Raw genomic sequence first — 24,017 nt, forward strand, 5'->3', positions numbered from 1 at the left:
TTTAATTGTTCAAGAGTGCATGTCATTGCATTCTTGAACCATGAACGAACAACTCACCGAAATCCTGCGCCTGCTGCGCAACCTGATCCGCATTGGTACCGTCTCCGCCGTAAATCTGGATGACGGTTTATGCCGTGTCGATACAGGAAACAATACCACCGGCTGGCTTCACTGGCTGAGCGCCCGTGCGGGCAAAACCCGTTCGTGGAATGCGCCGTCAGTGGGTGAGCAGGTGCTCGTCCTCTGCCTCGGTGGCGAACTCGATACCGGTTTTGTGCTGCCCGGTATTTTCTCCGATGACAACCCGGCCCCGTCCGCCTCTGCTGACGCGCTACACTGGTCCTTTCCCGACGGCGCGGTGATCGAGTACGAGCCGGAAACCGGCGCACTGACGGCAACCGGCATTCAGACCGCCACCATTAAAGCCGCCGTTAAAATCCTGTTTGAATCGCCAGAGGTGGAGTGCACAGCCCTGCTTAAAACCGCCACGCTGGAAGTCACCCAGGGCGGCACGATGAAAGGCGACGTGACGCACAGTGGCGGCGATTTCAGCTCTAACAATGTAATCGTACACGACCACAAACACGGCAAAGTGCAGACCGGCGGCTCCATGACGGAGGGCACCGAGTGACAACCGAAAAATACATCGGCATGAACCGTGAAACCGGCAAAGCGCTGACCGGCCTCGAACATATCCAGCAGTCGATACGCGACATTCTGGTGACGCCGATTGGCTCCAGGGTGATGCGCCGCAAATACGGCTCACTGCTGTCAGCACTGATGGACCAGCCGCAGAACGCCGCGCTGCGCCTCCAGATTATGTCGGCCTGTTATGTGGCGATCATTCAGTGGGAGCCGCGCGTCAGGCTGACCGGCATCAGCTACGAGTCCGATTTTAACGGCGGCATGGTTGTCGAGCTGACCGGCAACCGCACTGACACCGCGCAGACCTTTTCCTTAACCGTCCCTGTGAGCTGAGAACATGGCAACCATCGACCTGAGCCAGCTGCCCGCGCCCGACGTGGTGGAAGCGCTGGACTATGAAACCCTGCTGGCCGAACGTAAAGCCACGCTGATTTCGCTCTACCCGGAAGAACAGCAGGACGCCGTCGCCGCCACGCTGGCGCTGGAGTCTGAACCCATCGTCAAGATTCTGGAGGAGAACGCTTACCGCGAGCTGATTCTGCGTCAGCGTATCAACGAAGCGGCAACTGCGGTTATGGTGGCTTACGCGCTGGATGATGACCTTGACCAGCTCGGCGCAAACAACGGCGTCACCCGCCTGACCATCACACCGGCCGATGACACCACCATCCCGCCGACAGCGGCAGTGATGGAAAGTAACGACGATTACCGCGCCCGCATCGCCGCCGCCTTTGAGGGGCTGAGCGTGGCCGGGCCGACCGGTGCCTATGAGTATCATGCGAAAAGCGCCGACGGCCGGGTGGCCGATGCGTCTGCCATCAGCCCGTCGCCTGCCGTGGTGACCGTGACCATTCTCGGCCGCGAGGGTAACGGTGCAGCAGCTGATGACCTGCTGGCCGTGGTGGATGCGGCACTGAACGATGAGGACGTGCGGCCGGTGGCTGATCGTGTCAGCGTGCAGTCTGCTGAAATCGTGGACTATGCGATTGAGGCCGAGCTGTATCTCTATCCGGGGCCGGAAGCCGAGCCCATTCGCGCCGCCTCTGAGGCAAAGCTCACGGCCTATGTCACCGCGCAGAAGCGACTCGGACGTGATATCCGCCTGTCTGCCCTGTATGCCGCCATGCACGTTGAGGGCGTGCAGCGCGTTAACCTGATTCAGCCGGTTGCCGACGTGGTGCTGGATAAAACGCAGGCGGCTTACTGCACCGGCTACACGCTGACCGTCGGGGGATCGGATGAGTAACCGCCTGGTTCCCACCGGTTCATCGGTGCTGGAAGTCGCCGCAGCGGAAGCTCTTTCCTCGCTGACCGATCTGAATGTGCCGCTGCGCCAGCTGTGGAACCCGTACACCTGCCCGGTGGTGCTGCTGCCCTATCTGGCGTGGGCGTGGTCGGTGGACCGCTGGGACAGCAGCTGGAGCGAGTCAACCAAACGTGGCGTGGTCGCGGCGTCGCAGTTCGTGCACCGGCATAAAGGCACCATTGGTGCGGTCCGGCGCGTGGTGGAGCCGCTCGGCTATCTCATCCGCGTGATTGAGTGGTGGAAGACCGGCGATACACCTGGCACGTTCCGGCTTGACGTGGGCGTGCTGGATACCGGCATCACCGAAGAAATGTATAACGAGCTGGAGCGGCTGATAGCCGATGCCAAGCCCCTCAGCCGTCATCTGATTGGCCTGTCCATCAACCTTGATGCAAACGGCGACATCCCGGTTGCCGCCGCCTGCTACAGCGGCGATGAGCTGACCGTTTACCCCTACACCCCTGAACTCATCAGCACCGGCGGCGCAGGTTATTCCGGCGCGGCGGTGCATCTTATCGACCTGACGGAAGTGCGCGCATGACGACAAAATATTTTGCTCTGCTGACCAATCAGGGCGCAGCCAGGCTGGCGAACGCCGCCGCGCTCGGTACGAAACTCCAGATTACCCAGATGGCGGTCGGGGACGGCGGTGGCACGCTGCCGGTGCCTGACCCGGCGCAGACGGCGCTTATCGGCGAGAAACGCCGGGCGGCACTTAACTCGCTGAGTATCGATGCGGCCAACAGCAGCCAGATTATCGCCGAGCAGGTGATCCCCGAAAGCGACGGGGGTTTCTGGATACGCGAGATTGGTCTGTTTGATGCCGACGGCGTGATGATTGCCGTTGCCAACTGCGCCGAAACCTACAAGCCGCAGCTGGCCGAGGGCAGTGGCCGCACGCAGACCGTGCGCATGATCCTGATTGTGAACAGCACCAGCGCGGTGACGCTGAAAATCGACCCGGCAGTGGTGCTGGCAACGCGGCAGTATGTCGATAACGCCGTGATCGAGGTAAAAGCGTATGCCGATGACCTGCTGGCGAAGCACGTTGCAGCAGCGAACCCGCACAGTCAGTACCTCCAGACAGCGAACGCCCTGAAGGAAATAAAGGATGCGGGTAAAGCCGCTGATGCACTGGACAATCTCGGACTGACTCTCCTCGGTGCAGGTTCTGCCCTGCCGGTTGGCGTCCCGGTGCCGTGGCCGACCGCAACCGCCCCCACGGGCTGGATTAAGTGCAACGGGGCATCCTTCAGCGCAGCCACTTACCCGGAGCTGGCGAAAGCGTATCCCGCGCTGAAACTGCCCGACCTGCGCGGGGAATTTCTGCGCGGCTGGGATGACGGGCGCGGCGTGGACAGCGGACGCGCATTACTGAGTTTGCAGGATCATGCCCTTCAGCTGCATACCCATTACATGTACACGCAGGGCGCACTGGCCGGGACCGTATGGGCACCACTGGACAATGTTAATAACTCGCAGACTAACGGGGATTCGGCTGTCAGTAACGGCACCATTGGCGGACAGTGGACATCACAGAGTAACGGCCCTGTGGGTAACTATGCGGCGGAAACCCGCCCGCGCAACATCGCATTTAACTACATCGTGAGGGCTGCATAATGGCGAAAGTGACCTTTGATAAAAACGGACTGGCGAAAGCGTCCGGCACCCTGACCGTGTACAGCTATGACGCCGTCAGCGGCGGGTTTACCGGAGCCTCTGACGAATATCTCTTGCAGGGGCTGGGCCTGCCCGCGAACGCCACCACAACCCCGCCGCCTGATGTTGCGGCAGGCAGTATTGCTATCTGGCGTGATGACGTCTGGCAGACAGTCAGCGATCACCGTGGGGAAACGGTGTATTCAACGGCTGACGGCTCTCTTCGGCTGATAACGGAAACCGGGGATTATCCGGCGGATACCACGACGTTCAAACCTGCCACCAGTTTTGATAAATGGGACGGGGAAAAGTGGGTAACGGATGCGGATGCGCAGAAACTGGCCGATGTGGCAGACGCCGATAAGCAAAAGAGCACGCTGATCAGCAGCGCCAATACCACGACGCAGGCATGGCAGACACAGCTGATGCTCGGCATCATTACCGATGCCGACAAAGAAAAACTCACCGAATGGATGAAATACATCCAGGATGTGCAGGCCGTGAATACTGCCGCCGCCCCTGACATTGTCTGGCCGACTTCGCCTGCTTTATAGCGCATATCGCACCGGCGTTTGAGATTTAAGCGCCTGCCGTTCTCTGGACATGCCCGGAAGTTATCATTAAGATAATTTAATCATTCAGGACAGGGAGCAGTTATGGATACGACTGAGCAACTCAACGGAAAGTATTTTTTCGACGGCATGAGCGTGGATAAAGATGAGCTTTTGCTCTGGCTCATTCTTGATGAGTTCACGAAGACATTCACCGGTATCACGGATATTGTCGCCGTAGCTTCAATGCTGGCAAGCGTGCCTTTTGTTCCCGTCAGTGGCAAGCTGGACGCCCGGCGGGCTACGAGTGGCACAAGCCCCCTGTCACTTTTCAGCCGGACCCTCATTCGCCAGCGCTTTAAGAAGGCACAGAAGACCATCACCTGGTCAAAGATGTGGCGCGGAGAATGGGCGTATACAACCAGTGTCGGAGCGTATATCGGTCGCTGGGTGCCGTGGATAGGCGCGGTTATCACCATGTATGACCTGTCGATCATCACGCATAATGTTGTCAGGCGCTACAGGCTGATCACCGGTGAATGAGGATAACCCCACCATGCAGACCGCCGAGCAGGTACAGACGTTACTCAAAAAATACTTCTGGGAAATGCCGGAAGAGGCATCACTCAGCACGGGAAAAATGAGCGTACTGCCGGAAGAAGCCAGCGATTTTATTGATGAATACGCCGAGATGCTCGGTGTAGACATGACCGGCTTTGAATTTAACCGGTACTTTCCCAACGCGGGGATCCGTTTCCTTCCTAATGCGATACTGCCCAGGTATCTGCGCACGGATCACCATGCACCGGCAGAACTTACCGTTAAGATGCTGATTTCCTCTGCCGAGGCTGGCCGCTGGCTCTATCCGTAACATTCAGCCATTTGCCGCCCGCTATATGTTTGTTTATCGACAGGCGGGCGGTAACCAAATGCACCACCCCGCCCGACCTGCCACCCTGAGCACACCTTTAACCAGGAGTGCAACAGATGGCAGATTATCATCACGGTGTCCGCGTCGTCGAAGTGAACGACGGCACGCGCACCATCTCCACCGTATCCACTGCAATTGTCGGCATGGTCTGCACGGCCGGTGATGCGGATGCGGCTACCTTCCCGCTGAATAAGCCGGTGCTCATCACCAACGTGCAGGGCGCAGTCGGCAAGGCGGGCGTCAAAGGCACGCTGGCCGCAGCATTGCAGGCCATTGCCGACCAGTCAAAACCCGTCACCGTCGTGGTACGCGTGGCCGAAGGTGAAAGCGAAGCGGAAACCACGTCCAACATCATCGGCGGCACCGATGAAAACGGCCAGTACACCGGCATGAAAGCGCTGCTGGCCGCGCAGACCGAACTCGACGTTAAGCCACGTATTCTCGGCGTGCCGGGCCTCGACACGCTGGAAGTCGCGACTGCGCTCGCCAGCATTGCGCAGCAGCTGCGCGCCTTTGCCTACGTGTCGGCGTGGAACTGCAAAACCATTTCGGAAGCCCGTCTCTATAAGCAGAATTTCAGCCAGCGAGAAATCATGGTTATCTGGCCGGATTTCCTCGCCTGGAACACCACGACCAGCGCCTCAGATGTGGCCTACGCCACCGCCCGCGCGCTGGGCCTGCGCGCCAAAATTGACAACGACACCGGCTGGCATAAAACCCTGTCGAACGTCGGCGTTAACGGCGTAACCGGCATTTCCGCCTCGGTATTCTGGGATCTGCAACAGACGGGCACCGATGCGGACCTGCTCAACGAGGCGAACGTTACGACGTTGATTCGTAAAGACGGTTTCCGCTTCTGGGGTAACCGCACCTGTAGCGATGACCCACTGTTCCAGTTCGAGAACTACACCCGCACCGCGCAGGTGCTGGCCGACACCATCGCCGAGGCGCATATGTGGGCAGTGGATAAGCCACTCACGCCGGTGCTGGTGAAAGAAATCATCGCGGGCATCAACGCCAAATTCCGCGAAATGACCAATGCCGGTTATCTGCTGGGTGCATCCGCCTGGTATGACGAAAGCGCCAACGATAAGGACAGCCTGAAGGCGGGCAAACTCTTTATCGATTACGACTACACGCCGGTGCCGCCGCTGGAAGATCTGACCTTCCGTCAGCGCATCACCGACACCTATCTGGCGACCTTCGCCGCATCCGTTAATAGCTGAGGAGCCGGATAAATGGCACTGCCACGCAAACTCAAGGCGATGAACCTTTTTAACGATTCGAACAGCTATCAGGGCGTGGTGACGGCCGTCACCCTGCCGAAGCTGGCGCGTAAGCTCGACCCGTACCGCGCAGGCGGCATGAACGGGGCTGCACATATCGACAACGGTCTGGAGGATGACGCACTCGATATTGAATGGACCATCGGCGGTATTGATGAGCTGGTGCTGTCGCAGTGGGGTGCATCTGATGTGCCGCTACGCTTTACCGGCTCTTACCAGCGCGATGATACCGGCGAAGAAATCGCGGTTGAAATCGAGGTGCGCGGAAAGCACCAGACGTTTGATTTTGGTGAGGCCAAACCGGCCGAGGACACCGAAACCAAAATCACCAGCAAAAACACGTATTACAAGCTGACGTTTAACGGCAAAGAGATGATTGAGATCGACACCGTCAACATGGTGGAGAAGGTCAACGGCACCGACCGCCTGGAACAGCGCCGCAAAAATATCGGCCTGGTATAACCCTGACGCCAGCGCCCGGCGCTGGCTTTCCCTGACCACAGTGAACAGAGATAATGAACATGGAACAGAACGAAAATACCGTTGAACTGGAATACCCCATTCAGCGCGGTGAAACCACCATCAGCAAAGTTGAACTGATTAAACCCAATTCTGGTGCGCTGCGCGGTGTGCGTCTGTCCGATCTTGCAGGCTCGGATGTGGATTCGCTGATGATTGTTTTACCCCGCATTACCGTTCCGGCGCTGACCAAAGCCGACTGCAACAACCTTGACCCGGCCGACCTGATTACGCTGGCCGGTAAGGTGATCGGTTTTTTGTCCTCGAAGCCGGACGAGTAGACTGGCCGCGCGGCCTGACGGTTAACGACCTGATGGCCGACGTCGCCACGATATTCCACTGGCCCCCTTCCGAGATGTACGACCTGCCGCTGGCCGAGCTGATGGACTGGCGGCATAAAGCCTTTATCCGCAGCGGAGCAAACCCGGATGAGCAATAACCTCAAGATACAGGTGCTGCTGAATGCGGTAGACAAAGCCACCCGCCCGTTTAAAACCGTGCTGACCGCTACCAAAGGGCTGTCGGAAGAAATCCGCCGGACGCAGAGCAGCATTAAAGAACTGGATGCGCAGGCGGCTAAAATCGACGGTTTCCGCAAAACCAGCGCGCAGCTGGCTGTCACGCAGCAGAAACTCAAAGACGCCAAAGCCGAAGCGGCAGCGCTGGCGGTAACGTTTAAAAACACCGAACGGCCGACCACGCAGCAGGCCCGCGCGCTGGAGAAGGCCCGCCAGGCGGCGTCAGAGCTACAGACCAAATCGAACTCGCTGCGCCTGTCGGTGCAGCAGCAGCGCGAGGCGCTGACGGCCGCAGGGATTTCGACCCGTAATCTCAGTACCGAGCAGCAGCGCCTCAAAACCGCCTCGGCGCAGGCTACCGTCAGCCTGAGCCGCCAGAAACAGGAACTTCAGCGCCTGAACGCGCAGCAGGAGCGGCTGAATCAGACCAGCGAACGCTACCGCAAAGGCCAGGAACTGTCGGCGAAGGTACGCAACGCCGGTGCGGCCGGTATCGGTGCCGCCACGGTCGGCGCGGTGGCCGCATCGACCGTACTGCGTCCGGGCTATGACTTTGCCCTGGCAAACTCCACGCTGCAGGCAACGCTCGGCCTTGATAAGAACTCGCCTGAGTTTCAGTCGCTGAAAACCCAGGCGCGCAGCATCGGCGACAACACCGCCGCCTCGGCCAACGACGCCGCGCAGGCGCAGATTATCATCGCCAAAGCGGGCGGCAGCACGGACGACATCAAAGCCGCCACCCCGGTGACGCTGAATATGTCGCTGGCGAACAACCGCACGATGGAAGAAAGCGCGCAGCTGCTGATGAGTACCAAAAACGCCTTTGGTATGGCTAACAGCGAAGTGGCGCACCTGGGCGATGTGATTTCCGCGATGCTCAACAAAACCGCCGCCGACTTTGACGGGCTGAACGATGCGCTGACCTACATCGCGCCGGTGGCGAAAAACGCAGGCGTCAGCGTTGAGCAGACCACGGCGATGATCGGCGCGCTGGCACAGAACGGCACCACCGGCAGCATGGCCGGGACCGGCGTGCGCGCCATGCTGTTGCGCGTGCAGGCACCGACCGGGGCCGCGTTTAAAGCTATCCAGGAGCTGGGCGTCAAAACGGCGGACAGTAAAGGCAACATGCGGCCGTTTTTCACCGTGCTCAAAGAGATGCAGAAATCCTTTGAGAAAAACAAACTCGGCACGGCGCAGCAGGCGGAGTACCTGAAAACCATCTTTGGCGAAGAGGCGGCATCGTCTGCCGTGACGCTGATGAAAGCTGCCTCCAGTGGTGAGCTGGACAAGCTGACTAAAACCTTTCAGCAGTCGGACGGCAGCACGGCAAACCTGGTTAACGTGCAGCAGGACAACCTCGGCGGCGACTTCAAAGAATTACAGTCGGCGTATGAGGCCATCGGCACCGATCTTTATGACCAGCTGGACACCAGCCTGCGCACGCTGACCCAGGACACCACCAAATTTCTGTTGCAGGTGGATAAGTGGATTCAGGCGAATCCGGTGCTTTCATCCGGCATTGCGAAAGCCGCGACGGCGGGCCTGATTCTGGTCGGCGCAATTGGTGCCATCGGGCTGGTTGCCTGGCCGGTGATCGCCGGGGTTAACCTGCTGATTGCCGGGGCCGGATTGCTGGGAACGGTATTCAGTATTGCCGGGGGCGCGATTGTGACCGCCATCGGCGCAATTTCCCTGCCGGTTGTCGCCGTGGTCGCGGCCGTTGTTGCCGGTGCGCTGCTCATCCGCAAATACTGGGAACCCATCAGCGCCTTTATCGCCGGAGTTGCCGAAGGCTTTACCGCCGCTATGGGACCAATTGGCGAGTCATTCGGCACGCTGAAACCACCTTTTGAATGGCTCGGCGGCAAAATCAAAGAGCTGTGGGACTGGTTCGGCAAACTGCTGGAGCCGGTGAAATCCACGCAGGCGGAACTCGCCTCGGCCGGGGATATGGGTAAGAAATTCGGCAATATGCTGGCCGAAGCGCTGAAAATCCCCGGCCATGCGCTTGACCAGCTGCGCAGCGGTATCGACTGGGTGCTGGAAAAGCTCGGCATTATCGACACCAAATCAGACGGCCTGAAAGACAAGGTGCCTTCTCCCGACCCGGTGGCAACCGGCGGCGCAGGCGTGGACACCGGCGGCTTGCAGTACAGCCTCGCCACCGGTGGCGCACCTTACCGCCCGGTGTCGTCACCGTCCGCCGCTGGCGGCTACACCGACCGCAGCCAGAATACGTATCAGTATGAAATCAATATGCATGAGGGGATGAGTAAAGACGATGCGCTGGCGCTGATGGCGCAGCACCAGGCGAAACAGGAGCGCAGCCGCCAGGCGCAGAACCGCAGCAAAATGGGCTGGGAGGATTAACCGGTGATGATGATTTACGGCATGATGCCGTTTATGCGCCAGACGCTGCCTTACGGCGAGATGCAGCAGAATATTGATTACCGCTGGCCGACCAACAGCCGCATTGGCCTTCGCCCGGCGGCGCAGTTTATCGGGCCGGGTGATGAAAAAATCACGCTGTCGGGGGAGCTGCGCCCGGAGATTACGGGCGGGGCCATTTCCCTGATGACCATTCGCCTGCTGGCCGATCAGGGCATGGCGTGGCCGCTGATTGGCGGCAACGGTGTGATTTACGGCATGTACGTGATCGAGAGCATTTCCAACACGCACAGCGAGTTTTTCAGCAACGGCACGGCCAGTAAGATCATGTTTACCCTGAGCCTGAAGCGTGTCGATGAGTCCCTGACGTCGATGTTTGGCGACCTGAAACAACAGGCCGACGGCTTAATCAGCGGTATCAGCAATCTGCCCGGTCAGGTGACATCAGCTATCAACAGCGTTAAGTCAGCGGCGGGCAGTCTTATCTCACAGGCGGGAGGTTTGCTGGGATGACGGGGATAAGCAGCCTGCCGGTGCAGGCCGGAGCACGCCTGACGCCTGATTTTATGCTGACGGTGAATTCAAAAGACGTGACGGCAAACATCCGTGACCGGCTGATTTCGCTCACACTGACCGACAACCGCGGCTTTGAGGCTGACCAGCTCGATATCGAACTGGACGACGCCGACGGGCAGCTGGCGATGCCGGTACGCGGGGCCGTGGTGACGCTGTTTCTCGGCTGGAAAGGCCAGGCGCTTATCGGCAAGGGCAGTTTTACCGTTGATGAGGTGGAGCACCACGGCGCGCCGGACACGATGACTATCCGCGCCCGCAGCGCTGATTTTCGTGGTTCACTCAATTCCCGCCGCGAGGTGTCTTATCACGACACCACCCTGGGCGATATCGTCACGCAGGTGGCCGGGCGCAATAGCCTGAAACCCATGCTGGCCGACGGCTTTGCCGGGATCGCCGTGGCACATATCGACCAGACGCAGGAGACTGATGCCAAATTTCTGACGCGACTCGCCACGCTTTACGGCGCGGTGGCCGCAGTGAAGGCCGGGCGGCTGCTGTTTATCCGGCCGGGTAACGGCGTCACCATCAGCGGAAAACCCATCCCGCAGATGACCATCACCCGCAAAGACGGCGACCGGCACAGCTTCAGCATTGCCGATCGTGGAGCCTACACCGGTGTATCAGCAAGCTGGCTGCACACGAAAGACCCGAAGCCGAAGAAGGTGAAGCTACAGCGCAAACCCAAAGAGAAGCACCTGCGCGCGCTGGAACATCCGGCCGCGAAAAAGACCACGGCCAGAACCACGAAAACACCGGAAGCGAATGAGGGGGATTATCTGGCGGGCAGCGAGGATAACGTGTTTACGCTGACGACGGTCTATTCCAGCAAAGCTACGGCCATGCGCGCCGCTAAGGCAAAGTGGGAGAAGCTGCAACGAGGTGTTGCCGAGTTCTCGATCACCCTGGCAATGGGCCGGGCTGACCTTTACCCGGAAACGCCGGTTGCCGTGAGCGGATTTAAATCGGTGATTGATGGACAGCCGTGGCTCATCAGTAAGGTGACGCACAGCCTGAGTGCCAGCGGCTACACCACGCAACTGGATTTTGAGGTGCTGCTGTCTGATGTGGAATATGAATTGAATGATGATGTAGCTTTTGGCTAATTTTTGTTGTTATTTTTCTCGCTTTAGTCTAATAAGGTGGGAGCTAATTAGGAGAGTCGCCCATGATGCATTGCCCACTTTGTCAGACCGCCGCCCATGCTAAAAGCAGTCGTTATATTTCTAAGGAAACGAAAGAGAGATATCACCAGTGCCAGAACATAAATTGCAGTTGTACATTTAAAACTATGGAAACTGTGGTTTGCCGCATCGCCACGCCAGGCACCGTTAATAGAGTACCGCTTCATACAAGTCACGATCAGCAGCCTTTGCAGTTGCACTGAGCAAGGCCCGCGAAAGCGGGTTTTTTTTCGCCCATTGTTTGGTATGCAGGGCACATAAGCGAGATATCCAAAAAAAAGTGATGCGACACTTTTGCGACACTTGAGTGTATGAAAACAAAAAAGCCACCGTAAAAGGTGGCTTAACTGTATGAATTTATTCGCTTAATTTGGTGGCCCCTGCTGGGTTTGAACCAGCGACCAAGCGATTATGAGTCGCCTGCTCTAACCACTGAGCTAAGGGGCCAGCGGAGCGGGGATTATAAAGTATCTCGCCAGGGCAATCCAGCCATTGATAGCTGGTTGCTGAAAATTAAACCAACCTCTGACTCTTTGATATCAATGAGAAAATTCGTAGATCCCACGTCCATTGGTGCAAAAATAATCTGATCTGTAGATGATTCTGAGACAGGGCGGGAAAGCCCTGTCTCTCATTACCATCGTGCTTACTGATAACGTGATGCTGGTTTATTCCGGGATAAGTACGGCTGGAGTGCCACACGCGCATTGTCGAAGTCATTCCACAGGTCAGTATTCTCCAGCGATGGGATGGTTACCAGTTCACCAGCGTCGAGCCCGCGTAGGGCAGCACTGACCAGATCCTCAACCTCCATCAACATCTCTGCCGGAAATGCCGTAATCGGAGTGCCCGAACGATCAAAAATCTCAGTACGGGTCGCGCCGGGGAGAACCGCCTGTACATGCACACCGCTATCAACCAGCTCGCGCTGCATGGCGCGCGTCAGTGTGAGCACAAAGGATTTGGTCGCATTGTAGGCACCGTTGAACTGTTCATGTATCAGTGACAGCACGGAAGCAATATTGATGATGGTGCCGTGGCCACGCGCACGAAATGCCTGTGCAGCAGTGTGGGCCAGTTGGGTAGGAGCCACGATATTCAACGCCAGCATGGTTTGAATGCGTTCCAGATCTGCATCGATAAATTCCCCTTCGACGCTCATACCTGCGTTATTCAGCAGCAACGTGATGTGGTGGTTTTCACGTAGTTCCTGTTCGATACGCTGTAAATCCTGCGTTTTGGTGAGATCCGCAGGTAAGACGCTGACTTCCACGCCAGCCGATTCACGTAAGCTCTGCGCCAGCGCATTCAGACGAGCGACATCGCGTGCCACCAGAATCAGGTTATAGCCGCGGGCGGCCAGTTGTTTTGCATAGGTAGCGCCAATACCGCTGGATGCGCCGGTGATCAAAGCCAGTTGAGATGATGACATGGTCGATTCCTCTAAATGATGGTTATCATATTTGACGTGCTAAATATGACGCTCATAATATTTATCGTCAAGCTGGAATATGATGGTCGTAATAATTACTATGATTGCTGTAACTGATGAACCGGAGAGCAGAGGATGGAAAAGCTGAGTCACAAAGCGCGCACGCGTCAGCGCATTCTGGATGAGGCAGCCAAAGTGATGCGTGAATGCGGCACGGAAAGCATCGGTGTTGCGTCGTTGATGAAGCGCGTTGGTTTAACGCATGGCGGTTTCTATGCTCATTTCGCTTCACGTGATGTGTTGGTAGAAGCGGTGATTGCTCAGATGTTTGCTGATTCCGCACAACGATTAGCGGCGATTGTGCAGATTGAGGATCCGGCACAGCGTTTGAACCAGCTGATCGATAATTATCTCTCCGATGTGCATCGCGTCACGCCGGGTGAGGGCTGTCCGCTCCCCGCACTTGCCAGCGAGATGGCGCATTTGCCACTTGAGGCTCGTACGCTATTTTCACAGCGGCGCGAAGTGGTGCGTCAGAGACTGGCTCATCCATTGCAGGAACTCGGCAATCCTCAGGCGGATAGGCTGGCCGCCAGCATCCTGGCTGAAATGGTTGGTGCGATGGCGCTGGCACGCGCCTGCCCGGATGATACTGAGGCGAGTCAGATTCTGGCTGACAGTCTCCTGTCCGTGAAACAGCGTGCAGGGCTGAAGCCGGTATGAGTGATCACAATATTCGCGACATCATCGCTCCACATTTACAGGTGCTGTTCTGCGGCATCAATCCGGGTCATTCCTCGGCGCATACTGGCTTTCATTTTGCCCATCCGGGCAATCGCTTCTGGAAGGTGATTCATCTGGCAGGATTCACCCATGAACAGCTTAAGCCGGAACAGGAACAGCGGCTGCTGGAGACCAGCTGCGGCATTACTATGCTGGTGGAAAGACCAACGGTGCAGGCGACGGAATTGGCTGGGGATGAGCTGCGTGATGGTGGCAGTCGATTGCAGGAGAAAGTGCTGAACTATCAGCCGCGTGCATTGGCGGTGTTGGGAAAAGATGCGTTCCAGCGCGCATTTCGTCAGCGTAAAGTGGAGTGGGGTGAGCAGCCACACACTCTCGGCAATACCCGGCTGTGGGTGTTGCCCAATCCGAGTGGTCTAAATCGTGCTTCGCTGGAGGAGATGGCCGCTGCTTATCGACAACTTTATCTATGGTTGCAGAAAAGCGAGTGAAATAAAAAACCCCGGCAAGCCGGGGTTTTTTTATCTCAGACCGATTAGTCGTCAAGGAAGCTACGCAGCACTTCGGAACGGCTTGGATGACGCAGTTTACGCAGCGCCTTGGCTTCAATCTGACGAATACGCTCACGCGTTACGTCAAACTGCTTGCCTACCTCTTCCAGCGTGTGGTCGGTATTCATATCGATACCGAAACGCATACGCAGTACCTTCGCTTCACGCGCGGTCAGGCCAGCCAGTACGTCGTGGGTGGCAGAACGCAGGCTCTCAGAAGTTGCAGAGTCCAGCGGCAGCTCCAGCGTGGTGTCCTCGATAAAATCGCCCAGATGTGAATCTTCATCATCACCAATCGGCGTCTCCATAGAGATTGGCTCTTTGGCAATTTTCAGCACTTTGCGGATTTTATCTTCCGGCATCAGCATACGCTCAGCCAGTTCTTCCGGCGTCGGCTCGCGGCCCATCTCCTGCAACATCTGGCGCGAAATACGGTTGAGCTTGTTGATGGTCTCAATCATATGCACCGGAATACGGATGGTACGCGCCTGGTCGGCGATAGAACGGGTGATAGCCTGACGGATCCACCAGGTGGCATAAGTTGAAAACTTATAACCACGACGATATTCAAACTTATCAACCGCCTTCATCAGACCGATGTTGCCTTCCTGAATCAGGTCGAGGAATTGCAGACCACGGTTGGTGTATTTCTTCGCGATTGAAATCACCAGACGCAGGTTAGCTTCCACCATCTCTTTCTTCGCACGACGCGCTTTGGCTTCGCCGATAGACATACGACGGTTGATATCCTTCACCTGCTCGATGGTCAAACCGGTTTCTTCTTCAATCTGCAGCAGCTTCTGCAGGCAACGCATGACGTCGTCCTGCACTTCCAGCAGTTTTTCCGACCACGGCTTGTTCATCGCCAGCGCGGCTTTGAACCAGCTTTCACTGGTTTCATTACCGGTGAACAGGGTGATGAAGTTTTTCTTCGGCATTTTGCACAGTTCAACACACAGCTTCATGATGATGCGTTCTTGAGTACGCACGCGCTCCATCATTTCACGCATGTTATTTACCAGGTAGTCGAACTGCTTCGGTACCAGGCGGAACTGTTTAAACACTTCAGAAAGGTTCTGAATTTCGGCAACCGCGTCGGCGTGGCTGCGGCCTTTGGCCTTGATCACCGTACGGGTGGTTTCGTACTGGGTGCGCAGCTCAACGAATTTCTCACGCGCCAGTTCCGGATCGATAGAGTTATCGTCATCAGAACTGTCGTCGTCGCTCTCTTCGTCGTCTTCATCGTCGTCATCGCGGTCTTCTTCAGACAGCTCAGAACCCACGTGAGTGGCGGTAGGGGCCAGATCTTCTTCAGCGTTCGGATCGACAAAACCGGTGATCAGGTCGGACAGACGTGATTCGCCTGCTTCAACACGATCGTACTGATCGAGCAAATAGGTGATTGCTTCCGGATATTCTGCAACGGAGCACTGAACCTGGTTGATGCCGTCTTCGATGCGTTTAGCGATGTCAATTTCGCCTTCGCGCGTCAGTAGTTCAACAGTACCCATTTCGCGCATGTACATGCGCACTGGGTCAGTGGTACGGCCAATTTCAGATTCAACGCTGGATAACACCTGAGCGGCGGCTTCCGCAGCATCTTCGTCAGTATCGGCACTGTTTTCATTCAGCATCAGATCATCGGCATCAGGGGCTTCTTCCACCACCTGAATACCCATATCGTTAATCATCTGGATGATGTCTTCGATCTGATCGGAGTCGACGATATCTTCCGGCAGATGGTCATTGACCTCAGCATAGGTCAGATAGCCCTGCTCCTTACCACGGGTGACAAGTAGCTTAAGCTGTGACTGCGGGTTTTGCTCCATAAGACGGTATCCACACTTCTGTTAATTAGATTGGTGTCGGTCGGCAGCGAGCCAACAATAACAGTGAAGGCGTTGTGTTTTTGCCGCTGCCTTCGTCGCGGCCAGGGCATTTGCCCTCTGATATTCGGCACTTAAGCCGCTTGGATGCTTTTTTCGGGCCAGGCTTCTCGCCTGGTTCCGCTAATGCTTATCGCCCCGGTTCCCTGCCATTTTAACGGTATCGGCAACCAGAGCGTCTAAAACGGTTATTTCTTTGCCAGTGCCTGGCTCAGTGCCCAGAATTCGCGGCGTTCGGCAGCACTTAATCCTTCGGTACGATCGCGTGCAATGAGCGCTTCAAGACGCTGTTCCAGCGCGGAATCGTAAAGACTCGCCAGAGAATCCTGGAACACCGTTTCCGCCTCTTCATCCACTATCATGTGGTTCCAGGTGGCCAGTGTTTCAAGTGTCTGACTAAAATTTGTCCCGCGATATAACTCTAGTAGCTGTCCGGTCGTCAGGCCAGGATTCTCACAACAACGGCTGACTAACTCCACAAACAGCGGTAAACCCGCCATTTTTGACTGCTCCAGACCTTCGAGAGCAGGCACCATGGCGGCAAATTGCGGGTTCTGCACCAGTAACGCCACCAGCACGCGCATGGTTGTGCGCTTCAGCGGTGGTGCGGTGGGTGCGGCTCCACTCTCAGCCTGCTTCGGCAATAACTTCTCTAACTGATTATCGTCAAGAATGCCGAGTTTATTACCTAATTCCTGACGCATATAAATACGCAAGGTTTCACCGGGGATCTGCCTGATCAACGGTAACGCCAGCGTACTCAGGCGTGCTTTACCGTCGCGCGTACTCAGATCAACCTGCGGCAGCAGGCTGTCGAACAGAAACGTGGAGAGCGGCATAGCCTGCTCCATCCTTGATTCAAACGCGGCTTTGCCTTCTTTGCGCACCAGCGTGTCCGGGTCCTCGCCATCAGGCAAAAACATAAAGCGTAGCTGACGACCGTCATTCATGTAAGGCAATGCGGTTTCGAGTGCACGCCAGGCGGCTTCGCGGCCGGCACGGTCACCGTCGTAACAGCAAATCACGTTTTCCGTCGAGCGAAACAGCAGCTGAATATGTTCCGCAGTGGTCGAAGTTCCCAGCGAGGCAACGGCATAATCAATGCCGAACTGCGCCAGGGCCACCACATCCATATACCCTTCCACCACCAGCAGACGAGCCGGTTGCGGATGATTTTTCAGCGCTTCATACAGGCCATACAACTGACGACCTTTATGGAAAATCGGTGTTTCCGGCGAGTTCAGGTATTTCGGCGTATCGTTGCCCAGCACACGGCCACCAAAACCAATCACCCGGCCGCGTTTATCGCGAATCGGAAACATGACCCGGTCGCGAAAACGATCGTAAGTGCGGCCTTTGTCATTGCTGACCAGCATGCCTGCTTCCATCAGCGACTCACGATCCTCTTTCTGCTGACCAAAACGCTTCAGCGCGTTATCCCAGCCGGGCGGTGCATAGCCAATGGCAAAGTGATCAATCACTTGCTGGCTAAGGCCACGCGTGGCGAGATATTGCTGAGCGGGCTGGGCCTGCGATTGACGCAGACTCTGCTGATAGAAGGTGTTCAGACCTTCCAGCAGCTGATAAAGGCTTTGGCGCTGATGGCGTTCCATCTGGCTGGGGCCGTTGCCCGCTTCATAAGGCACTTCAAGGCCGTGCTGTGTGGCCAGTTCCTCAATGCTTTCGACAAACTCCAGACGATCGAAATTCATCAGGAAGTCGATGGCATTGCCGTGGGCACCACAGCCGAAGCAGTGATAAAACTGCTTATCACCGTTTACGGTGAAAGAGGGGGTTTTCTCGTTATGGAATGGGCAGCACGCATGATAGTTCTTACCCTGCTTTTTCAGCTTAACGCGGGCATCGATAAGATCCACGATGTCCGTGCGGGCAAGTAAGTCATTGATAAATACGCGTGGAATTCGTCCAGCCATAAGCCCCGGTTTTTCAGCTCATAAACGGCAACAAGCCGCGCTTCCTTTCGGAAAGCACGGCCTCTTACTTGACTCTGTCTGCGTTTATCACGCGGCGGAGGCGAACCTCCGAAAGAAATTAGTACAGACGAGTGCGGCGTGCGTTTTCGCGAGCCAGTTTCTTGGCATGACGCTTAACTGCAGACGCTTTAGCGCGCTTACGTTCGGTAGTCGGTTTTTCATAGAACTCACGACGACGAACTTCAGCCAGAACGCCTGCTTTTTCGCAGGAACGCTTGAAGCGACGCAGTGCTACGTCGAACGGCTCGTTTTCACGTACTTTAATTACCGGCATGTAACTCTCACCTCGATAAAATTCGGTTTTTGCTGCTGACTGCGGCGCCAGCACATTTCAAAATGGTGCATAATTCTACTCCAACCGAGGTTGGCTTGTAAAGCACCAGGAACAAATTGAAACCAACAGGGGCTTGTGCCTTGCGGCTGCCGGTTTTTTCAGGCCGTGGAGTATAGCGCACTCTTTGTGCGACGGAAAAACACTTTTTCGCGGTCAAAGTTGCCCGGCCGGTGATCTCCCTGTGGTACACTGCGCGCCGCAAGAAGAGGGTACGAAAAGCTATGCGAGTTCTGGGTATTGAAACGTCCTGCGATGAAACCGGCATCGCGATTTATGACGATGCGTCCGGTCTGCTGGCAAATCAATTATATAGCCAGGTAAAATTGCATGCCGATTACGGCGGTGTGGTGCCAGAACTGGCATCGCGCGATCACGTGCGTAAAACCGTGCCGCTGATTCAGGCGGCGTTGAAACAGGCTGGATTGCAGCCGCAGCAGATTGATGCCGTGGCCTATACGGCCGGACCAGGTTTGGTCGGTGCGCTGCTGGTTGGTGCCACCATTGGTCGTGCACTGGCATTCGCCTGGAATGTTCCTGCGGTGCCAGTCCATCATATGGAAGGCCATCTGCTGGCCCCCATGCTGGAAGACAACCCGCCGGAATTCCCGTTTGTGGCGCTGCTGGTTTCGGGCGGTCACACCCAGCTGATTAGCGTCACCGGCATTGGTGAATACACCCTGCTGGGCGAATCCATTGACGATGCGGCGGGTGAAGCTTTCGACAAAACCGCCAAACTGCTGGGCCTCGACTATCCGGGTGGCCCGATGCTCTCGCGCATGGCACAGCAGGGCACGCCGGGTCGTTTCACTTTCCCGCGCCCGATGACCGATCGCCCCGGCCTTGATTTCAGCTTTTCCGGCCTGAAAACCTTCGCTGCCAATACCATCCGCGAACATGCGGGCGACGATCAGGCACGTGCCGATATCGCCCGAGCCTTCGAAGATGCGGTGGTGGATACGCTGATGATCAAATGCAAGCGAGCTCTGGAGCAGACGGGGTTCAAACGTCTGGTGATCGCCGGCGGCGTCAGCGCCAACCGCACGTTACGCGAGCGCATGGCGGAGATGATGCGCGCGCGCGGTGGTGAAGTATTTTACGCCCGCCCGGAATTCTGTACCGATAACGGTGCCATGATTGCTTATGCGGGTATGGTGCGACTGAAAGGCGGAACACGGGGTGAACTGGGCGTCAGTGTCCGACCGCGCTGGCCGCTGGCTGAACTGCCTGCTATCTGAAATAAAAAAACCGGCCTGCGCGCCGGTTTTTTTATTTCTGCTGCTTTTTTTTCCGCTTCCAGATTTTATTTTCCTGGCCACGCCACAGACGCTGAATGTTGTCGTGATGACGTAGCAAAATCAGGCAGGAAAGCATCGACACCGGAAAGGTGAATTGCGGCTTAAACCACCAGACATAAAAAGGGGCGATTAACGCGCTGACAATCGCGCCCAGCGACGAGTAGCCGCTCAGTAGCACCGTCAGCAGCCAGGTACCGGTCATCAATCCGGTCAGATCCCAGCCAATCGGCGCAATGGCACCAAACGCTGTCGCCACGCCTTTGCCGCCGCGAAAACGAAAGAAAACGGGATAGATGTGGCCGAGGCAGGCGGCAATCGCCGTCAGGCCAAGATACAACGGCGGAATATGCAGCAGATAAGCGATCCACACCGGCAGCATCCCTTTGGCGATATCAAAGATCAGTACCGCAGCGGCGGGTGCTTTCCCCCCGATACGTAATACATTCGTCGCACCGGGGTTACCTGAACCCTGGGTGCGTGGATCCGGCAGACCAGCGAGTTTGCACACCAGTATCGCGCTGGAAATGGAGCCGCAAAGATACGCGAAAATAATCATACCAAGCGCGATAGCACTCATAGTTCCATACCGTTCCTGTAGGGTCGTTTTGTTCTCGGTAAGTGTGGATAATACGCATAATCCGCCGGAAGTGGTATCCGGCTTAGCCAAAAACAGAGACTACATCATGGATATCGTATTTATTGAGCAACTCACCGTGTTCACCACTATTGGCGTTTACGACTGGGAGCAGGGCATGCAGCAGAAGCTGGTGCTCGATGTCGAAATGGCGTGGGATAACCGCCAGGCGGCTGCCAGCGATGATGTCGATGATTGCCTCAGTTATGCCGATGTCACCGAGGCAATTTTAAACCATCTTAACGGGCAGCGTTTTGCTCTGGTTGAACGGGTAGCGGAAGAAATTGCGGATCTGTTGATGAATCGTTTCAAAACGCCCGGCGTGCGCATCCGCGTAGGAAAACCGGGGGCTGTAGCGCAGGCAGCCACGGTTGGCGTACGAATTGAGCGCGGGACTATTCCTAAATAAATCTGACGTGATTGCCATCACAATGAAACCAAACCAAATTATGGTGTGTCTCAGCGAGAGCCGTTGCGTTTAGTGCGGCTTAGTTACCGGAAACCTTAAGGTTTCCTTCAGACTGGCGCAGGCATAATTTAAGGCGGTAGGCAGATGCGACCGCCTTTTTACTGTTTAAAACGGATAGAGGAAAATTTGATGGCAGATATTCATCAGCTGTGGGTAGCTGCAATCCTGGGGATAGTGGAAGGTCTGACCGAATTCTTACCGGTCTCGTCCACTGGCCACATGATTATTGTTGGCCACTTGTTAGGTTTCGAAGGCGACACCGCCGATACCTTTGAAGTGGTGATTCAGCTCGGTTCTATTCTTGCTGTCGTGGTGATGTTCTGGCGTCGACTCTTTGGCTTAATCGGTATTCATTTTGGTGAAGTGAAACATGAAGGTACCGGCAAAGGCCATCTGACTCTGATTCATATCCTGCTGGGTATGGTGCCTGCGGTGGTCATTGGTTTGCTGCTGCACGATAAAATCAAATCGCTGTTCAACCCGATTAACGTGATGTATGCGTTGGTGGTGGGTGGTGTGCTGCTGCTGGTGGCTGAATACCTTAAACCAAAGCAGCCGAAAGCGGTGGGGATTGACGATATTACCTATCGTCAGGCGTTTATGATTGGCTGCTTCCAGTGTCTGGCGCTGTGGCCGGGCTTCTCACGTTCGGGTGCCACCATCTCTGGCGGTATGCTGATGGGCGTGAGCCGCTATGCTGCATCGGAGTTCTCCTTCATCCTCGCAGTACCGATGATGATGGGTGCGACAGTGCTGGATCTGTACAAAAGCATTGGCTTCCTGACGATGCAGGATCTGCCGATGTTCGCCGTTGGCTTTGTCACCGCCTTCGTGGTGGCATTGGTTGCCATCAAAGCCTTCCTTGAGCTGATTAAACGCATCTCCTTTGTCTCATTTGCCATCTACCGCTTTATCATCGCGGGCGTGGTTTACATGCTGTTCATGTGATGCAATGCGCGGCCAGTTACGCTGGCCGCGCGTTAATCAGCCTTTCCTGCAGTACCTCAATTCGCCGCCGTGTTAACTCTTCCCGAACTTCTGCTCCTTTGAATCCAGCGTCCACCACGGCTTTGGTGGGAACGGCCTGTGCCAGCGAGAATGCTGTGCGCAGATAATCACCCTGCGGATAGGCATTGTTTTCCAGCCCGGCTCGGCCGCGTGCATCGGCTTCGCTGGTCAGCGCCATTTGCTCCACACGCTGCGGCTTGCGCCAGGCATCAATGCGATCAAACAGCGCAATCAACGCTGCGGCTGGCTGGCGTTCGATGGTGTGAACCATATCGTGAAATTCGGTGACCAGCAGTGCCAGATCGCGCACAGAGTTGGGTACGCGCAACCGCTCACATAAGGCTGCCACAATCGGCACTCCGGCCAGACCATGACCATGATGGCTCGGCCACTTCTCCGGCGGCGTGAGGGCTTTACCTGCGTCGTGGAACAGCGTGGCAAAGCGCACATCCAGCTGTTCGGACAGCGCAGCTGCCATCGTCAGAGTCATCAGAGAATGAATACCGCTATCAATCTCCGGGTGCCATTTGATGGGGGCGGGGATGCCATACAGATTATCGAGTTCCGGGAACAGCACCTGCAACGCGCCGCAATCACGCAGTACCTGGAAATAAACCTGTGGATTACGCGTCAGCAGTGCCTTTTCCGTTTCTTTCCAGACGCGTTCGGGCGTGAGATGTGCCAGCTCGCCGCTGGCGACCATATCACGCATCAACGCCTGAGTTTCACCAGCGATACGGAAGTTCAGGTGGGCAAAACGGGCAGCAAACCGCGCCACGCGTAAGACGCGCAGGGGATCTTCATTAAAAGCGGCGGAAACATGGCGCAGGATACGATCGGCCAGATCGCGCTGTCCGGAATAGGGATCGATTAACTCACCACTATCCGCCTGCGCGATGGCATTGATGGTCAGATCGCGTCGCAGCAAATCCTGCTCCAGCGTGACATCCGGCGCAAACCAGGTCACAAACCCGGTATATCCGTTACCACTTTTGCGCTCAGTACGCGCCAGCGCATACTCTTCGCGGCTTTGTGGATGCAAAAAAACCGGAAAATCCCGGCCAACTTGCTGAAAGCCCTGCGCCAGCATCGCATCAGGCGTGGTGCCTACCACGACCCAATCTTTATCTTTTACCGGTAAACGCAACAACGCATCACGCACTGCGCCACCGACCAGAAACGTCTTCACTCAACTACTCCAGAGGCCATCTACCTTTGCGTGTCGGGCACGCATCAATCTCTAATTGTTGCACAGTTTGGCCAAAATTCGGGCATGCCAAAAGGGGCATCTTACGATCCCCTCCCAAAAAAAGAACAATGATCGGCTTAATTCATCCAGCGATCGTTCTTTTTGCGACGCGGCACCATATGCGGCAGCAACAGACCCAGTAACAGACCCACGCCCAGCACGCCACCGCCATACATAAACCATTGCATGATGATGGTGCGCTGTTTGTCATCCAGCTGAACGTTAGCGGCACTGACTTTTTTCTGCGCGACAATCAGCTCGTTTTTCAGCTTCTGATTTTCGTCTTTCAGGCCGTTGATGGTGCTATCGCTGCTGGCTACCTTGTTCTGCATATCGGACGTACGCTGATTCCAGCTGTTGTCGATGTTTTGCAGTTTGTCGGTAAGGTCCTTCACCTGCTGCTCGAGCTGCGGCACGCGGGTACGCAGACTGGGATCGGCACTCAACTGGGAGAGAGGAATCCAGGTGGTGCGACCCTGCGAATCTTTAATCTGGCCGTACTGCGTATCGTTGTTGGTTTGCAACAACTGTACTTCTTCCCCGGCATTCAGCTTGCCAACCAGGCGAAATTGATCGCCAGGGCCGCTGCGCACCCAGGTGGATAATTCATCGGAGATGTAACGTTTTTCGTCTGCATGAGCTGGAGTGATGGCGCTGAAAGCCAGCAATGAAAGAGCTGCAAGTGTGATTTTTTTCATTCGATATCAATTTTTCGTCATGGCGTAAAATTACCGGCACAGTCTGGAGAGGCTTCCCATAAATCTGAATGAGAACTATCCTGGTCTCAATCTGGAGTGAAAAGGGTCGTAAAAGCAAAAGAAAGCCGAGACAGCATGCATTCTGTGCATTACTCTTCGC

28 protein-coding genes and 1 tRNA gene are annotated in these 24,017 nt (G+C 56.1%); 21 read left to right on the forward strand and 8 right to left on the reverse strand.

The annotated features are described in order from the left end of the window. The first annotated feature begins 40 nt into the window (after nucleotides 1-40). The 16 genes from RCF31_RS15800 (at nucleotide 41) to RCF31_RS15875 (ending at nucleotide 11,766) form a co-directional block, all read left to right on the forward strand. Complete coding sequence (locus RCF31_RS15800; RefSeq protein ID WP_416411586.1) at nucleotides 41-631, forward strand: phage baseplate assembly protein V; 591 nt, start codon at nucleotides 41-43, stop codon at nucleotides 629-631. Then, nucleotides 628-978 carry a GPW/gp25 family protein gene (locus RCF31_RS15805; RefSeq protein ID WP_416411587.1) on the forward strand — a complete coding sequence of 117 codons (351 nt, stop codon included), beginning with the start codon at nucleotides 628-630 and terminating at the stop codon, nucleotides 976-978. The genes RCF31_RS15800 and RCF31_RS15805 overlap by 4 nt, the downstream gene beginning before the upstream one ends. A 4-nt stretch (nucleotides 979-982) precedes the next feature. Beyond that, nucleotides 983-1,891 (forward strand): baseplate assembly protein, encoded by a 909-nt coding sequence (locus tag RCF31_RS15810; protein WP_416411588.1) that lies wholly within the window; start codon nucleotides 983-985, stop codon nucleotides 1,889-1,891. Next, nucleotides 1,884-2,492: a phage tail protein I gene (locus tag RCF31_RS15815; RefSeq protein ID WP_416411589.1), complete on the forward strand. Its 609-nt coding sequence runs from the start codon at nucleotides 1,884-1,886 to the stop codon at nucleotides 2,490-2,492. Before RCF31_RS15810 ends, RCF31_RS15815 begins: the two co-directional genes overlap by 8 nt. Beyond that, complete coding sequence (locus RCF31_RS15820; protein WP_416411590.1) at nucleotides 2,489-3,571, forward strand: phage tail protein; 1,083 nt, start codon at nucleotides 2,489-2,491, stop codon at nucleotides 3,569-3,571. Before RCF31_RS15815 ends, RCF31_RS15820 begins: the two co-directional genes overlap by 4 nt. Then, on the forward strand, nucleotides 3,571-4,164 hold the full coding sequence (locus RCF31_RS15825; protein ID WP_416411591.1) for a tail fiber assembly protein: 594 nt from the start codon (nucleotides 3,571-3,573) through the stop codon (nucleotides 4,162-4,164). Before RCF31_RS15820 ends, RCF31_RS15825 begins: the two co-directional genes overlap by 1 nt. A 102-nt stretch (nucleotides 4,165-4,266) precedes the next feature. Continuing rightward, on the forward strand, nucleotides 4,267-4,704 hold the full coding sequence (locus RCF31_RS15830; protein ID WP_416411592.1) for an STM2901 family protein: 438 nt from the start codon (nucleotides 4,267-4,269) through the stop codon (nucleotides 4,702-4,704). Nucleotides 4,705-4,717: 13 nt separating this feature from the next. Beyond that, nucleotides 4,718-5,032, forward strand: coding sequence for a DUF1493 family protein (locus RCF31_RS15835; protein ID WP_416413275.1), 315 nt, complete (start codon nucleotides 4,718-4,720; stop codon nucleotides 5,030-5,032). Between the two features lie 116 nt (nucleotides 5,033-5,148). Then, nucleotides 5,149-6,318, forward strand: a complete 1,170-nt coding sequence (locus RCF31_RS15840; protein WP_416411593.1) for a phage tail sheath protein — start codon at nucleotides 5,149-5,151, stop codon at nucleotides 6,316-6,318. Nucleotides 6,319-6,330: 12 nt separating this feature from the next. After that, nucleotides 6,331-6,840: a phage major tail tube protein gene (locus tag RCF31_RS15845; protein ID WP_416411594.1), complete on the forward strand. Its 510-nt coding sequence runs from the start codon at nucleotides 6,331-6,333 to the stop codon at nucleotides 6,838-6,840. Nucleotides 6,841-6,899: 59 nt separating this feature from the next. Then, nucleotides 6,900-7,178: a phage tail assembly protein gene (locus RCF31_RS15850; RefSeq protein ID WP_416411595.1), complete on the forward strand. Its 279-nt coding sequence runs from the start codon at nucleotides 6,900-6,902 to the stop codon at nucleotides 7,176-7,178. A gap of 32 nt (nucleotides 7,179-7,210) precedes the next feature. After that, nucleotides 7,211-7,336: a GpE family phage tail protein gene (locus RCF31_RS15855; protein WP_416411596.1), complete on the forward strand. Its 126-nt coding sequence runs from the start codon at nucleotides 7,211-7,213 to the stop codon at nucleotides 7,334-7,336. Further along, on the forward strand, nucleotides 7,326-9,788 hold the full coding sequence (locus tag RCF31_RS15860) for a phage tail tape measure protein (RefSeq protein ID WP_416411597.1): 2,463 nt from the start codon (nucleotides 7,326-7,328) through the stop codon (nucleotides 9,786-9,788). Before RCF31_RS15855 ends, RCF31_RS15860 begins: the two co-directional genes overlap by 11 nt. Before the next feature lie 3 nt (nucleotides 9,789-9,791). Then, nucleotides 9,792-10,319 (forward strand): phage tail protein, encoded by a 528-nt coding sequence (locus RCF31_RS15865; RefSeq protein ID WP_416411598.1) that lies wholly within the window; start codon nucleotides 9,792-9,794, stop codon nucleotides 10,317-10,319. Beyond that, on the forward strand, nucleotides 10,316-11,485 hold the full coding sequence (locus RCF31_RS15870; protein ID WP_416411599.1) for a phage late control D family protein: 1,170 nt from the start codon (nucleotides 10,316-10,318) through the stop codon (nucleotides 11,483-11,485). The genes RCF31_RS15865 and RCF31_RS15870 overlap by 4 nt, the downstream gene beginning before the upstream one ends. Nucleotides 11,486-11,547: 62 nt before the next feature. Continuing rightward, complete coding sequence (locus RCF31_RS15875; protein ID WP_084876876.1) at nucleotides 11,548-11,766, forward strand: ogr/Delta-like zinc finger family protein; 219 nt, start codon at nucleotides 11,548-11,550, stop codon at nucleotides 11,764-11,766. 168 nt (nucleotides 11,767-11,934) lie between these two features. Here RCF31_RS15875 and RCF31_RS15880 read toward each other — a convergent pair. Next, nucleotides 11,935-12,010, reverse strand: a tRNA-Ile gene (locus tag RCF31_RS15880). 199 nt (nucleotides 12,011-12,209) lie between these two features. Then, entirely contained in the window at nucleotides 12,210-12,995 is a 786-nt protein-coding gene (locus RCF31_RS15885; RefSeq protein ID WP_416411600.1) for an SDR family NAD(P)-dependent oxidoreductase, read from the reverse strand. Nucleotides 12,996-13,130: 135 nt separating this feature from the next. Between RCF31_RS15885 and RCF31_RS15890 the strand changes: the two genes are divergently transcribed. Then, on the forward strand, nucleotides 13,131-13,718 hold the full coding sequence (locus RCF31_RS15890; RefSeq protein WP_416411601.1) for a TetR/AcrR family transcriptional regulator: 588 nt from the start codon (nucleotides 13,131-13,133) through the stop codon (nucleotides 13,716-13,718). Next, complete coding sequence (gene mug, locus RCF31_RS15895; RefSeq protein WP_299459037.1) at nucleotides 13,715-14,230, forward strand: G/U mismatch-specific DNA glycosylase; 516 nt, start codon at nucleotides 13,715-13,717, stop codon at nucleotides 14,228-14,230. The genes RCF31_RS15890 and mug overlap by 4 nt, the downstream gene beginning before the upstream one ends. 44 nt (nucleotides 14,231-14,274) lie before the next feature. Here the strand turns inward: mug and rpoD are convergent, their stop codons facing one another. The 3 genes from rpoD to rpsU form a co-directional block, all read right to left on the reverse strand. Then, nucleotides 14,275-16,119 carry an RNA polymerase sigma factor RpoD gene (rpoD, locus tag RCF31_RS15900; protein WP_013510546.1) on the reverse strand — a complete coding sequence of 615 codons (1,845 nt, stop codon included), beginning with the start codon at nucleotides 16,117-16,119 and terminating at the stop codon, nucleotides 14,275-14,277. Between the two features lie 245 nt (nucleotides 16,120-16,364). Then, the gene (gene dnaG, locus RCF31_RS15905) at nucleotides 16,365-18,110 is read right to left on the reverse strand and encodes a DNA primase (protein WP_299459041.1); all 1,746 of its coding nucleotides are present in this window, start codon (nucleotides 18,108-18,110) and stop codon (nucleotides 16,365-16,367) included. A 118-nt stretch (nucleotides 18,111-18,228) separates the two neighbouring features. Next, a complete protein-coding gene (gene rpsU, locus RCF31_RS15910) occupies nucleotides 18,229-18,444 on the reverse strand; it encodes a 30S ribosomal protein S21 (RefSeq protein WP_001144069.1) in 216 nt (71 codons plus the stop codon). A gap of 281 nt (nucleotides 18,445-18,725) precedes the next feature. Here rpsU and tsaD point away from each other — a divergent pair, with 281 nt between their 5' ends. Beyond that, nucleotides 18,726-19,739, forward strand: coding sequence for a tRNA (adenosine(37)-N6)-threonylcarbamoyltransferase complex transferase subunit TsaD (gene tsaD, locus RCF31_RS15915; RefSeq protein WP_299459457.1), 1,014 nt, complete (start codon nucleotides 18,726-18,728; stop codon nucleotides 19,737-19,739). Between the two features lie 31 nt (nucleotides 19,740-19,770). Here tsaD and plsY read toward each other — a convergent pair whose 3' ends face one another. Continuing rightward, a complete protein-coding gene (plsY, locus tag RCF31_RS15920) occupies nucleotides 19,771-20,376 on the reverse strand; it encodes a glycerol-3-phosphate 1-O-acyltransferase PlsY (protein ID WP_299459460.1) in 606 nt (201 codons plus the stop codon). A gap of 106 nt (nucleotides 20,377-20,482) precedes the next feature. Between plsY and folB the strand changes: the two genes are divergently transcribed. Together folB and bacA are read left to right on the forward strand one after the other, a co-directional pair. Then, nucleotides 20,483-20,842, forward strand: a complete 360-nt coding sequence (gene folB, locus RCF31_RS15925) for a bifunctional dihydroneopterin aldolase/7,8-dihydroneopterin epimerase (protein ID WP_013510542.1) — start codon at nucleotides 20,483-20,485, stop codon at nucleotides 20,840-20,842. 189 nt (nucleotides 20,843-21,031) lie between these two features. Then, complete coding sequence (bacA, locus tag RCF31_RS15930) at nucleotides 21,032-21,850, forward strand: undecaprenyl-diphosphate phosphatase (RefSeq protein ID WP_084876868.1); 819 nt, start codon at nucleotides 21,032-21,034, stop codon at nucleotides 21,848-21,850. Between the two features lie 16 nt (nucleotides 21,851-21,866). Here the strand turns inward: bacA and RCF31_RS15935 are convergent, their stop codons facing one another. Next, the gene (locus tag RCF31_RS15935) at nucleotides 21,867-23,099 is read right to left on the reverse strand and encodes a multifunctional CCA addition/repair protein (RefSeq protein WP_416411661.1); all 1,233 of its coding nucleotides are present in this window, start codon (nucleotides 23,097-23,099) and stop codon (nucleotides 21,867-21,869) included. Nucleotides 23,100-23,236: 137 nt separating this feature from the next. After that, the gene (locus RCF31_RS15940; RefSeq protein ID WP_299459478.1) at nucleotides 23,237-23,857 is read right to left on the reverse strand and encodes a TIGR04211 family SH3 domain-containing protein; all 621 of its coding nucleotides are present in this window, start codon (nucleotides 23,855-23,857) and stop codon (nucleotides 23,237-23,239) included. Nucleotides 23,858-24,017: the final 160 nt, after the last annotated feature.

It is taken from the genome of Pantoea sp. App145, from assembly GCF_047947045.1.
GTDB lineage: Bacteria > Pseudomonadota > Gammaproteobacteria > Enterobacterales > Enterobacteriaceae > Pantoea.

Bases quoted from the DNA above. Each gene is read 5' to 3' on its own strand.
- RCF31_RS15850 (WP_416411595.1), top strand. From the start codon at position 6,900: ATGGAACAGAACGAAAATACCGTTGAACTGGAATACCCCATTCAGCGC.
- RCF31_RS15940 (WP_299459478.1), bottom strand. From the start codon at position 23,857: ATGAAAAAAATCACACTTGCAGCTCTTTCATTGCTGGCTTTCAGCGCC.
- RCF31_RS15820 (WP_416411590.1), top strand. From the start codon at position 2,489: ATGACGACAAAATATTTTGCTCTGCTGACCAATCAGGGCGCAGCCAGG.
- RCF31_RS15835 (WP_416413275.1), top strand. From the start codon at position 4,718: ATGCAGACCGCCGAGCAGGTACAGACGTTACTCAAAAAATACTTCTGG.
- bacA (WP_084876868.1), top strand. From the start codon at position 21,032: ATGGCAGATATTCATCAGCTGTGGGTAGCTGCAATCCTGGGGATAGTG.
- plsY (WP_299459460.1), bottom strand. From the start codon at position 20,376: ATGAGTGCTATCGCGCTTGGTATGATTATTTTCGCGTATCTTTGCGGC.
- rpoD (WP_013510546.1), bottom strand. From the start codon at position 16,119: ATGGAGCAAAACCCGCAGTCACAGCTTAAGCTACTTGTCACCCGTGGT.
- RCF31_RS15855 (WP_416411596.1), top strand. From the start codon at position 7,211: ATGGCCGACGTCGCCACGATATTCCACTGGCCCCCTTCCGAGATGTAC.
- RCF31_RS15840 (WP_416411593.1), top strand. From the start codon at position 5,149: ATGGCAGATTATCATCACGGTGTCCGCGTCGTCGAAGTGAACGACGGC.
- mug (WP_299459037.1), top strand. From the start codon at position 13,715: ATGAGTGATCACAATATTCGCGACATCATCGCTCCACATTTACAGGTG.
- rpsU (WP_001144069.1), bottom strand. From the start codon at position 18,444: ATGCCGGTAATTAAAGTACGTGAAAACGAGCCGTTCGACGTAGCACTG.
- dnaG (WP_299459041.1), bottom strand. From the start codon at position 18,110: ATGGCTGGACGAATTCCACGCGTATTTATCAATGACTTACTTGCCCGC.
- RCF31_RS15800 (WP_416411586.1), top strand. From the start codon at position 41: ATGAACGAACAACTCACCGAAATCCTGCGCCTGCTGCGCAACCTGATC.
- RCF31_RS15845 (WP_416411594.1), top strand. From the start codon at position 6,331: ATGGCACTGCCACGCAAACTCAAGGCGATGAACCTTTTTAACGATTCG.
- tsaD (WP_299459457.1), top strand. From the start codon at position 18,726: ATGCGAGTTCTGGGTATTGAAACGTCCTGCGATGAAACCGGCATCGCG.
- RCF31_RS15810 (WP_416411588.1), top strand. From the start codon at position 983: ATGGCAACCATCGACCTGAGCCAGCTGCCCGCGCCCGACGTGGTGGAA.
- folB (WP_013510542.1), top strand. From the start codon at position 20,483: ATGGATATCGTATTTATTGAGCAACTCACCGTGTTCACCACTATTGGC.
- RCF31_RS15860 (WP_416411597.1), top strand. From the start codon at position 7,326: ATGAGCAATAACCTCAAGATACAGGTGCTGCTGAATGCGGTAGACAAA.
- RCF31_RS15870 (WP_416411599.1), top strand. From the start codon at position 10,316: ATGACGGGGATAAGCAGCCTGCCGGTGCAGGCCGGAGCACGCCTGACG.
- RCF31_RS15885 (WP_416411600.1), bottom strand. From the start codon at position 12,995: ATGTCATCATCTCAACTGGCTTTGATCACCGGCGCATCCAGCGGTATT.
- RCF31_RS15875 (WP_084876876.1), top strand. From the start codon at position 11,548: ATGATGCATTGCCCACTTTGTCAGACCGCCGCCCATGCTAAAAGCAGT.
- RCF31_RS15815 (WP_416411589.1), top strand. From the start codon at position 1,884: ATGAGTAACCGCCTGGTTCCCACCGGTTCATCGGTGCTGGAAGTCGCC.
- RCF31_RS15825 (WP_416411591.1), top strand. From the start codon at position 3,571: ATGGCGAAAGTGACCTTTGATAAAAACGGACTGGCGAAAGCGTCCGGC.
- RCF31_RS15830 (WP_416411592.1), top strand. From the start codon at position 4,267: ATGGATACGACTGAGCAACTCAACGGAAAGTATTTTTTCGACGGCATG.
- RCF31_RS15890 (WP_416411601.1), top strand. From the start codon at position 13,131: ATGGAAAAGCTGAGTCACAAAGCGCGCACGCGTCAGCGCATTCTGGAT.